Origin of the sequence: Sulfuricurvum sp. (genome assembly GCF_028710345.1) — a bacterium.
In the GTDB taxonomy this organism is placed as follows: Bacteria; Campylobacterota; Campylobacteria; order Campylobacterales; family Sulfurimonadaceae; genus Sulfuricurvum.
Genome location: NZ_JAQTUH010000029.1, coordinates 1 through 9902, shown reverse-complemented (window position 1 = coordinate 9902; position 9902 = coordinate 1). Strand labels below are relative to the sequence as shown.

11 protein-coding genes are annotated in these 9902 nt (G+C 40.5%); 5 read left to right on the top strand and 6 right to left on the bottom strand.

The features are described from left to right. Nucleotides 1-216: 216 nt before the first annotated feature. The 3 genes from PHC76_RS14455 to PHC76_RS14445 form a co-directional block, all read right to left on the bottom strand. Entirely contained in the window at nucleotides 217-894 is a 678-nt protein-coding gene (locus PHC76_RS14455; RefSeq protein ID WP_299975081.1) for a hypothetical protein, read from the bottom strand. A gap of 2 nt (nucleotides 895-896) precedes the next feature. Further along, complete coding sequence (locus tag PHC76_RS14450) at nucleotides 897-1286, bottom strand: tautomerase family protein (protein WP_299975078.1); 390 nt, start codon at nucleotides 1284-1286, stop codon at nucleotides 897-899. Nucleotides 1287-1501: 215 nt separating this feature from the next. Beyond that, nucleotides 1502-1915 (bottom strand): MarR family transcriptional regulator, encoded by a 414-nt coding sequence (locus PHC76_RS14445; protein WP_299975075.1) that lies wholly within the window; start codon nucleotides 1913-1915, stop codon nucleotides 1502-1504. Between the two features lie 226 nt (nucleotides 1916-2141). Between PHC76_RS14445 and PHC76_RS14440 the strand changes: the two genes are divergently transcribed. Beyond that, nucleotides 2142-3002: a helix-turn-helix domain-containing protein gene (locus PHC76_RS14440; protein WP_299975072.1), complete on the top strand. Its 861-nt coding sequence runs from the start codon at nucleotides 2142-2144 to the stop codon at nucleotides 3000-3002. A gap of 6 nt (nucleotides 3003-3008) precedes the next feature. Here the strand turns inward: PHC76_RS14440 and PHC76_RS14435 are convergent, their stop codons facing one another. Further along, nucleotides 3009-3878, bottom strand: a complete 870-nt coding sequence (locus PHC76_RS14435; protein WP_299975068.1) for a LysR family transcriptional regulator — start codon at nucleotides 3876-3878, stop codon at nucleotides 3009-3011. A 120-nt stretch (nucleotides 3879-3998) separates the two neighbouring features. On the opposite strand from PHC76_RS14435, the gene PHC76_RS14430 reads away from it, so the two are divergent. The 4 genes from PHC76_RS14430 (at nucleotide 3999) to PHC76_RS14415 (ending at nucleotide 6500) form a co-directional block, all read left to right on the top strand. Further along, entirely contained in the window at nucleotides 3999-4670 is a 672-nt protein-coding gene (locus tag PHC76_RS14430; protein WP_299975065.1) for a type 1 glutamine amidotransferase domain-containing protein, read from the top strand. A gap of 111 nt (nucleotides 4671-4781) precedes the next feature. After that, the gene (locus tag PHC76_RS14425) at nucleotides 4782-5246 is read left to right on the top strand and encodes a carboxymuconolactone decarboxylase family protein (protein ID WP_299975063.1); all 465 of its coding nucleotides are present in this window, start codon (nucleotides 4782-4784) and stop codon (nucleotides 5244-5246) included. Beyond that, on the top strand, nucleotides 5243-5641 hold the full coding sequence (locus PHC76_RS14420) for a nuclear transport factor 2 family protein (RefSeq protein ID WP_299975060.1): 399 nt from the start codon (nucleotides 5243-5245) through the stop codon (nucleotides 5639-5641). Before PHC76_RS14425 ends, PHC76_RS14420 begins: the two co-directional genes overlap by 4 nt. Before the next feature lie 16 nt (nucleotides 5642-5657). Then, the gene (locus PHC76_RS14415; protein WP_299975058.1) at nucleotides 5658-6500 is read left to right on the top strand and encodes a hypothetical protein; all 843 of its coding nucleotides are present in this window, start codon (nucleotides 5658-5660) and stop codon (nucleotides 6498-6500) included. Between the two features lie 222 nt (nucleotides 6501-6722). Here the strand turns inward: PHC76_RS14415 and PHC76_RS14410 are convergent, their stop codons facing one another. Both PHC76_RS14410 and PHC76_RS14405 read right to left on the bottom strand, forming a co-directional pair. Next, nucleotides 6723-7523, bottom strand: a complete 801-nt coding sequence (locus PHC76_RS14410) for a sulfite exporter TauE/SafE family protein (RefSeq protein WP_299975056.1) — start codon at nucleotides 7521-7523, stop codon at nucleotides 6723-6725. 2 nt (nucleotides 7524-7525) lie between these two features. Next, complete coding sequence (locus PHC76_RS14405; RefSeq protein WP_299975054.1) at nucleotides 7526-9574, bottom strand: 2-isopropylmalate synthase; 2049 nt, start codon at nucleotides 9572-9574, stop codon at nucleotides 7526-7528. Nucleotides 9575-9902: the final 328 nt, after the last annotated feature.

The following is a 9902-nucleotide window of genomic DNA, read 5'->3' as shown; positions in this document are numbered from 1 at the left end:
GGTGGAATAGCAGGTTATGTATTTTGTCTTTTAGAAATAACTGATAAGCAAATTGATCTTATCAAAGACTTGCAGTTTTAATTTTGCCTAACCCAACCCATCATTCAAATTTCAAATTTACCTCGTTTCACTCTCTGAGTGGGAATGCAGATTCAATAAAGTGCTCCAACTCAGGAGAGTTGGCAAATTTGATGTGTCAGGTGACACCCATAACCTTTACCGTCTTATCCTCATCATATACCCTCCATTCTTTTGAAACTCGAATCCGACTTTGACAATCTCACCGCCAAATTTTTCTGCGATTTGATAAGCAAAGGGACTGAGATTATCGGGTTCATCCACACGGGAGTTTTTATAATCGACCAGTGGGAAAATACGCACCTCATTTCCTATCCGCAACATCTCAGTGATTGAGGCTTCATGAAACGCTAAGTCTAATCTATCATCATAGACAAACAATAGATGCGAACTCAGCACCAAATCAAAGCTATCATCAGCATACTGCAATTTCGGAAGTTCCGCGAACCAATAGTCCTTTGTGTTGTAATCGGTACAAAAGGCTTCTAATGCCCCTACTCGATGTTCTTTATGTCTCTCTATCGAATGATAAAAGTCAAAATTATTATCCGCCATCCAGCTCGTATCGGTATAGATTTTCTCAATACTTTTCTCCCCTTGCGCACGCAATGCATCACGATCATAACAGTACAAAATATCGCACCCTGACGCCGCTATTCCTCTGCTCTTTGCTTCGGCTATAAATGAACTCGCCCCGCTTGGGCAGTCCAAAACTCTCATGTTTTTCATCGTCTGGGCATTTAAATCGAAAAATGCCACATACTCCTCAAAAGTACGACCCGTAATGAGGAAATCGTCTAATTGCAACGGCTTCATTGTTACACTTCAATTTTATAATTTAGTTTAATTTCATCTCCACATTGACCTCGAAATCCCCAGTTCACAGGTGGGCTTTCCAAAATACAGATTTCAATGTCGGTAGTAGATACTCCAAGCTGATTTTCAATATTAGCAAAGAGTAATTTAATCAATTTTTTTCGAGATTCTACGCTACGACCTGACATCATAGTTATTTCTATTATCGTGTAAGCTTCTGTACGCCCCTCAGGAGCATACCAATCTTCACGTTCCATCGGGAAAAAACGATGCGCCCGTTTATCTATCGGAAACGATAACGCTTCAACTACACAATTATGGATGATATCGGAAAGATGTTCCCGAATCGGAACGATATGGTTTTTTAAACCATAAATTTTGATTTGTGCCATACTGACAAACCTTTTTAGGAATTTAGATATAAATAGTAATGAGGTTAAAAAGAAAGTATTATGGCAGAAGCCAAAAGAGAGCAACTCGGACAAGAGGGGTATTGTCTATAGTGCGATAATATGTCATCTGCTCTCCTTTGTATAATTGTGAAAGTGTAGCAAAAAATCGGTTAGAAAAGTTTAATCTTAAATAAACACCCATTTATTCCTCACTTTCATCTTATCTTATTTATCAACTTTAAAAACAACTCAATATCGTTTGTATCAAGTGATTTAAATAAACTATCGGTTGCATGTTGAACACTTTTTATTGCATCATTTAAAAGATCAAATCCAACATCGGATAATTTCACAAAACTCACCCGTGCATCACGAGGATTTTGCTCTTTTTCGACAAGTTTTAATTTCTCCATTGGATTCAAAAGTCGTGTAATTCCCGACGCGCTCATCCCTACACTTTCCGCTAAATCAATCCTGCGAACGGTTCGGTTGGATACTAAAGAGAGTCGATACATTACTAAAAATTCTGAAAACGAAATTCCGTGAACACTCAGATGTCTGTCTAGTGTTTTTAAAATATTGTTTTGCATTGATGAAATACTCAAAAGTAACTCTATATTTTGTGACATGCAATTTCCTTGCTATATATTTGATGTCGCAAGTATATAGCAAGGAATACTTTTTGTCAATAGAAGTGTCCTAAAATTGTCAAACAAAATCTATATTCACAAGTAAATTATAAATCGGGAGCGTATTAAAAATCCCACAATCAAAAAAACAAACTTCTCAGACTAACTTTTCTCTCCAAATAATAGTACAATAAACGTATTATCTCAACAAAAAGCAATCATCATTATGAGCTCACTCGTCCCACTCGTCGCTACCGATTACATTCAATCCAATTTCAAAGAACACACTATTACTGCTAATGGAATCATACTGGCAAAATATTTTTCGGTCACCGACCACTATCGAAGCGAAGCTTTCGTCAATCAGCATCTACTCAATATCGTCTTAAAAGGTGAAAAACACTTACATATAAAGAGTGTAGATATTGTCGTCCGTGCGGGAGAAGCTTTTTTCCTCGCCAGAGGTGAATATATCATGAGTGAGATGACGGCAGAGGATGAATACGCCTGTCTGCTGATTTTTTTTGATGACACGGTAGCACTTAATCTGTTCCGCTCAATCCCAACGTTAGATGTCACCAAAAATATGAAAAGTGACGGTTTCTTTCGCGTCAAATTAACCGACAGCCTCCAAGCCGCAGGTGAAGCATTACTCCGACTCACAGAAGAAAAACCGAAATTCGCCGATGAACTCTTAATCCTAAAACTCCAAGAGATTATCTTACTACTAGCAAGTTCCGATCAGGGAGAGGAGTTTAGCACCTATTTTAAATCCTCCATGTTCGGTAAAGCCGATTTGGCACTCTTTATGAACGAAAATTTTACTCAGACGTGGAGTTTATCGGAATTTGCACAACGTAGCGGTAGAAGTTTGAGCGCATTTAAAAGCGATTTTTTCAAACTCTACGCCACCACACCGATGGAGTGGCTATGGGGGAAAAGACTGGAGAAAGCCAAGTTTTTAATAGAGAATGGCTGGAGTGATATCGGAGAAGCGGCGTACAATTGCGGTTTCAAAAGCCACTCCCATTTTACACGTATGTTTAAAGAGCGATACGCTCAATTGCCTAAAAAACTTCAGGGATAACCATTACTAAAAATTGATATTTAATAAACTCAAAAAATCGTGTACGTTATTTTTATTTTGTCCCATTTTTTTATAACATAACCATAATGAATTGCCCACATCAATATCGATAGTATCAATTCGTCTAAGTTGTTGATTCTCTAACAAACTTTTACAAAGATAATCGGGCAATACACTAATCCCCTTTCCCATTTGAACAGCTTTCAAAATAGCATGCAAATTTGGAATGACCAATTTTGGTAATATTTTTGGTCGCTCATGAAATCGCTTCATCCAATATCGTCTAATAATCGGTAATTGAACATCATAACTTATCCACGGTTGGTTCAAAAGCCATTGATGCAAAATCTTATCTTCACCGCCATCGGGAGGATTAGAATCAACGGAACCGACTAAAAGAAAATTTTCTTCTTTAAATTTTTGAAAAACAACCCCTTTTCTCGTTTTTTGTTCTGTCGATATTACAATATCCAACTCACCTGCTTCGAGCTTATCTAGCAATACGTCACTAGTGTCAAATACAAATCGGTATCGAAATATATCCGGCAACGGTGTTTTAATAAATTCCTCATAAAAAAATTCCAAAGGTGCGCCAATTCGGAGTAGTGAAAACGAATTACCAATAGCATCAATCTTAGAAATATTATCCAATACATCAAATGCTTGAGCTATCTGCGTGTACAACTCCTTCCCATCCGGTGTTGGAACCATTTTACGCGGTGTACGTTCAAACAATAGCTTCCCCATCTTTTTTTCTAAGCCTGCTAACTGTTGACTAACTGCCGGTTGTGTCAAATCGCAATGTTCAGCTGCACCGGAAACCGTGCCGATTCTATATACTGCTACAAAGCTTCTATAAAGTTCCAAATTAACCATAAATATTTTTATTCCAATACATAAATAATATAATTTGCATTATAGTGTTTTTGGTTTTATACTGTCAATCGTCGTCGATACATAATACAGATCTGTAATTCAAATCTTAGGAGTACCAAGATGAACACCATCATCTCAATTTTAATCATCGTCACAAGTTTTTCCCATATGGATAATGGGGATAGTACAGGAGTTTGGTTAGAAGAGTTCGCAATTCCCTATATGGAGTTCAAAGACCAAAATTTTGAAATAACGGTTGCAAGTATCTCAGGAGGCAATGTGCCGATTGACCCAAGAAGCTTACCTAATGAGAAACAAAAAATTCAGTGGGAAGAACCTTTATCCGTATTACAACACAGTGTGCGACTCGAAGGGGTTAATCTCTCAAAATATGACGCAGTTTATATTCCGGGCGGTCATGGAGCCATGTTTGATTTCCCTACAGATCCGACAATCAAAAAGGTACTTGAAAATTTTGCAAAAGATAATAAACTCATTGCTTCCGTTTGTCATGGACCAGCTAGTTTGGTAAATATCAATCTACCCGATGGTACAGCGTTGGTTAAAGGGAAAAAAGTAACCAGTTTTACCAATCAAGAAGAGTTTGCCGGTACACTTGAGAAACAAATGCCTTTTTTACTAGAAACAGAACTCAAAAATCGCGGAGCTATTTTCATCTCAAAAGAAAATTGGGCAGATCATATCGAAGTGGATGGAAACCTGATTACCGGACAAAACCCATCTTCTAGTAAAAGCATAGCGAAAGCAATAATCGATAAACTGAAAAAGTAATGTTACTATCAGCGTATAACGTCACGGATAAAAAATTTGATGTTATAGGCTAACAGAGCTTTTGGATTTAGCGGTACAATTGTTTCGATAAATTTTATACCGGATTATGAAATGAAACAAATACTATTCGTTATCTTTATCGGGATGCTCGGGTGTAATGCCGCTGAGCAAAAGGAGAATGTAATGCAGTCAAGATATGAGCGAGGTTGGGAAAAGCTCAAAGAGGTAGATGGTAAAGCGGGTGAGAATGTTGTCAATGCACTCAAAGATATAGCCCCTGATTTGGCTAAATATACCATCGAATTTCCTTTTGGTGATATTTATTCAAGAGAGGGGTTAAATCTCAGAGATAGAGAGATTGCGACTATTGCGGCATTGACGGCAATGGGAAACGCCACTCCGCAATTAAAAGTACACATTCATGCCGCTCTTAATGTTGGCGTTACAAAAACGGAAATTATCGAGATCATTACTCAAATGGCAGTTTATTCAGGGTTTCCTACCGCCATCAACGGAGCACTTGCCGCAAAAGAGGTATTTGATGCCTATGACAAAGAACACGGAGTTATACAATGAACAACAAAGATAGACTTGTAGAGTTCTTCAAATCAGCGAAAACAGATGAACAAAAAATGCTCTCCTTTGTAGATGATAATGCAAAATACATTGCTATCAAAGAAGAACCGAATGAAAAATGTTTTTTATACGGTACCTACGTGGGTCATGAAGGTTTTAAACAATTATTTGCCAATCTGACTAAGGCATTCGAGACGCAAAAATTTGAATTTTTGGGCATTATGGGAGAAAATGACACCGTGATGGCATATGGCTATTTCGAGCATATCGTCAAAAGCACAGGAAAGCTTTTTTGTTCGCATTGGTCTTTAGTCGCCACATTTCAAGATGGTAAAATAGTAGTGTGTCGATTTTTTGAAGACACGGCGGCGCTTGAAGAAGCGTTTAAATCTTAAAAAAAAAAGGGAAAAAATGAAAAGTGTATTACTCAGTATGGCATTGGTGGCTGTGGCATTTGGCGGACAAGTAGAGATTGATGTAGGGGGACATCCTGAGAGCGTACTCGTACACGGGAAAAAAGCCTATGTTTCAAACGTCGGTGCTGAATTAAAGCCGACCGATAAAGATGGTGACGGATATATCTCGCTTCTGAATCAAAAAGGTGAGATGGTCGATAAAACCTTTATAACTGCTCTCAATGCTCCAAAGGGTTTGGCGGTGATTCATAACACTCTTTATGTCGCGGATGTGGATGAAGTCAAAGGGTTTGATATTGCAACAAAAAAACAGGTCTTTTCACTCGCATTTGATGGGGTAAATTTTCTCAACGACATCACGGTAAAGAATGCTCATACCTTAATCGTCAGCGCGACCGATAGCGGTAAAATTTATGAACTCAATGTTCAAACCAAAACCTACAAAGCGATAGCTGATCTACCTACCGCTAATGGTGTTTACTATACCGAGGGGAAACTATACGCACTTATGCTTGCTAAAACACCGGAAAATATGTTTGGCGGAGGCGGTAAACTCGTCGAGATTAATCCGAAAAGCGGTGCGGTTACCCCTCTTGCAAAAGCTGAGGGGATATTTGATGGTGTACAAAAAGTTGGCAATACCCTCTATTTCTCAGACTGGGTAAAAATGGAAAAAGCGGGGGTTATCCACACCTATAATCTCAAAACAAAAGCCGAAAGTGATCTAAAAATCGATCCTATCGCGGGACCTGCTGATTTTTGGATTGATACGAAAAACAAAACGATCTGGATTCCAAAGATGATAGAGGGGAAAGTGCTCATCTCTGGTTTGAAATAGATTGTCGTGCTCTGCTGGCAGCAATGCCACGAGCCTTAAAAGTAATTCATCCCCTCAGATCATAAAACTCAGCCGAACAGAGTATTTTTAAATCATTCGGCGAGAGTTCTATCTCCAATCCACTACGCCCTGCACTTACATAGATCGTCGGGAAATTCCGCCCCTTTTTCTTAGTTCTTTCACAGTCTCTAGAGCTTTGGTGCGAGACAAATTTCTTTCGTTTTAAATAACCGAAAAAAGCATTTTAATACTCAATACTACCGCCAATAGTCCAAAAACCTTTTTAAGTATGTCGGTCGGAAGCTGTGTTGCGTATTTAACTCCAAGAGGAGCTGTAAATGCACTGCTAATCGCGACCAATACCACTGCAGGTACATAAATATATCCGATAATGTAATGATTCCAATCAGTATGGCTCCATCCATTGAGCAGATAACCAAGCGTCCCTGAAATCGCGATGGGAAATCCTATCGCTGCTGACGTTCCGATAGCGCGTTTAATATCGAAATTTTGGTGCATCAAATACGGTACACTAAGTGAGCCTCCTCCGATAGAGACCAGTGCTGAAATCGCTCCGATAAATGTACCGCTAGCGATGTTTCCAACGATGCCATGCGGATTATCATTATGGTAATAGTGCGCTTTTCTGAACATTTTGTAGGCGATGTAACTCATAAATACGCTGAAAAAGAGGGCAAGATAGACCCCTTTGAGATACGATGCGATAAACGTTGCAATAAATGTCCCCGCCAAAACACCGACGCTAATACGAAGAGTCATCGGTACTTCGATATTATCTTTTTTATAGTGCGCTATCATGCTCGAAAACGAGGTGAATATGATTGTCGCCATCGATGTCCCTAATGCCATGTGCATAATCCCTTCACTCGGAAATCCTTGCATAACAAACAATATAGCAAATATAGAGACCATAATACCGCCGCCGCCAATCCCTAGTAATCCTGCCATAAATCCGACTAGCAACCCTAACGCAATATAATCGATAATAAAAATAGTCTCCATATTCATCCCCTCACCGCTTTAACTCTCAACCTGACATAATCAACATGCCAACCGTCGTTTTCATCGTACAACTTCGGTTTCGTAATCCTACTAACTTCCTCTTTAAACACATTAAACTCCTCGCGACTCAAATGAGCCGTTACCCCATTGGCAAAAAGATCAAGCCAGTTGGCGATATCATCCACTGGGGTTGGTCGAGGGATTAATTCGATGTATTCGACTCTAAACCCGCACGACTCCAAGAGGGTACGATACTCTTCCACACTCGGAAAGTACCACGGATCGTCAAACGCTCCAAATTCAGGGTGATTTTTAAACACCTCTTTCATCGCATCGACGGCTGTTTTACAATTACCTATCCCTCCAAACTCTGCGACGAATCTTCCATGGGGTTTTAAGGCATCATGGATGTTTTTAACAGCGGTTTCACTCTCTTTTACCCAGTGAAGCACTGCATTGGAAAAGATCGCATCAAATCGGTTTTTAAACTCCAACTCCGTTGCGCTCATGACCATAGCATCAATCCCTTTGGCACGTGCATTTTTGACCATCTCGTGACTCAAATCGACTCCCGTTACTTTCGCACCGCTCTTTTGGATTTCAAGTGCCAACGTCCCCTCACCGCATCCCAAATCCAATATTTCCTCCCCCTCTATCGGAGCAAGTAAATCGACGACTGGCAATGCCAAGTTTGATACGAATGACGCATGTTTATTGTATTCCTGCGCATTCCAACTGTTTTCATTACGTTTCATCATCCCCTCATAAATCCCAAGCACCTCGTCACTGCTGATTTCACCGCCTCGTTTTTGCGAAATCCGTTTTACCTCGTCGGCAAGTTTCGTCTGCATATCATTGGGGACTTCGATACCATATATCTCTTTTAACACATACGCCACACCCCCTTTGCCCGATTGGGAGTTGATACGGATAGAGTCTTTATACTCTCTACCGATGTCGCGCGGATCGATCGCTAAATACGGTACTTCCCATTTGGGACTGTTTTGTTCTCTGTGGTGTTCCATCCCCTTTTTGATCGCGTCTTGATGAGTACCTGAAAATGCAGTGTAGATCATAGAACCCACATACGGATGACGCTCGGCGACACTCATACCTGTAATGCTCGTGACCCGCTCCAATATGGCATCGACTTTGTCTACCCTCAAACACGGATCGATCCCTTGGGAAAAATAGTTGAACGCCAACGTGATCAAATCGACGTTCCCTGCCCTCTCGCCGTTTCCAAGGATCGTCCCCTCAACCCTTTGCGCCCCTGCCAATACCGCCAACTCCGCACTCGCGACCGCGCATCCTCGGTCATTGTGGGGATGGACACTAATGATGACACTCTCTCGGTTTTTGATGTGTTTAGACATCCACTCGATACGATCGGCATAGATGTTGGGTGAACACGCTTCCAACGTATTGGGAAAGTTCAAAATCATCGGATGCTCCCGCGTCGGTTCCCACGCTGTAATCACCGCATTGGAAATATCACGGGCAAAATCCAACTCGGTTTGTGAAAAGCTCTCCGGCGAATACTCAAATACTACTTCCCCTCCAAAGTGCTTCGCTTCACGTTTGATACACGCCACCCCCTCTAACGCCAACGCGATGATCTGCTCACGACTGCGACGAAAGACAACACTGCGCTGATTCGTGGCGGTCGGATTGTACAAGTGCATCGTGATCCGCTTGGCTCCATTTAATGCTTCAAAACTGCGAATGATATGACGCTCTATCGAGGGGACAAGTACACCTATAGTGACATCCTCAGGGATTAACCCCTCCTCGATCAAACGGCGGCAAAAATCAAACTCTGTCTGTGACGCGCTGGGATAAGCGACTTCAATCTCTTTGAACCCGAACTCGACCAACGCTTTGAAATAGGCAATTTTTTGCTCTATCCCCATCGGGTTGGCTAACGCTTGATTCCCATCGCGTAAATCGGTACTGACCCAACATGGGGCAACTGTGGCAGATTTATCCGCCCACTCTCGTTTATCCAATGTGACCGTTGGATACGGTGTATATTTTGTATGCGTGTGCATAGAGATATCCTCATATAGTTAACAATGAAAAAATGCTGACATACGGACGCATTGCGCCCGATATAGCAAAACTAAAAATTAAAAAAAGAAATTGAAAAAGAGGAAATTACAGCAGGTTTAGCAGGAGGAGAGAGAAGCTCGCGATACGGCTAGGCGTAATGGGTTGTGAAATAGGCATAGTATGACTTTTCATGGTCTCTCCTTTGTGTGTATTGATGAAATTGTAACGGATAGTTCTACGGAATGCAAATAAAATGAAAACTATAACACCGTGGTATCAAAATTTTGAATTTATTTATTTGCATATTTGGTTGCAAAACAAGTGTTT

Coding starts and splice junctions, on each gene's coding strand:
- PHC76_RS14455 (WP_299975081.1), bottom strand. CDS start 894: ATGAAGCCGTTGCAATTAGACGATTTCCTCATTACGGGTCGTACTTTT.
- PHC76_RS14450 (WP_299975078.1), bottom strand. CDS start 1,286: ATGGCACAAATCAAAATTTATGGTTTAAAAAACCATATCGTTCCGATT.
- PHC76_RS14445 (WP_299975075.1), bottom strand. CDS start 1,915: ATGTCACAAAATATAGAGTTACTTTTGAGTATTTCATCAATGCAAAAC.
- PHC76_RS14440 (WP_299975072.1), top strand. CDS start 2,142: ATGAGCTCACTCGTCCCACTCGTCGCTACCGATTACATTCAATCCAAT.
- PHC76_RS14435 (WP_299975068.1), bottom strand. CDS start 3,878: ATGGTTAATTTGGAACTTTATAGAAGCTTTGTAGCAGTATATAGAATC.
- PHC76_RS14430 (WP_299975065.1), top strand. CDS start 3,999: ATGAACACCATCATCTCAATTTTAATCATCGTCACAAGTTTTTCCCAT.
- PHC76_RS14425 (WP_299975063.1), top strand. CDS start 4,782: ATGAAACAAATACTATTCGTTATCTTTATCGGGATGCTCGGGTGTAAT.
- PHC76_RS14420 (WP_299975060.1), top strand. CDS start 5,243: ATGAACAACAAAGATAGACTTGTAGAGTTCTTCAAATCAGCGAAAACA.
- PHC76_RS14415 (WP_299975058.1), top strand. CDS start 5,658: ATGAAAAGTGTATTACTCAGTATGGCATTGGTGGCTGTGGCATTTGGC.
- PHC76_RS14410 (WP_299975056.1), bottom strand. CDS start 7,523: ATGGAGACTATTTTTATTATCGATTATATTGCGTTAGGGTTGCTAGTC.
- PHC76_RS14405 (WP_299975054.1), bottom strand. CDS start 9,574: ATGCACACGCATACAAAATATACACCGTATCCAACGGTCACATTGGAT.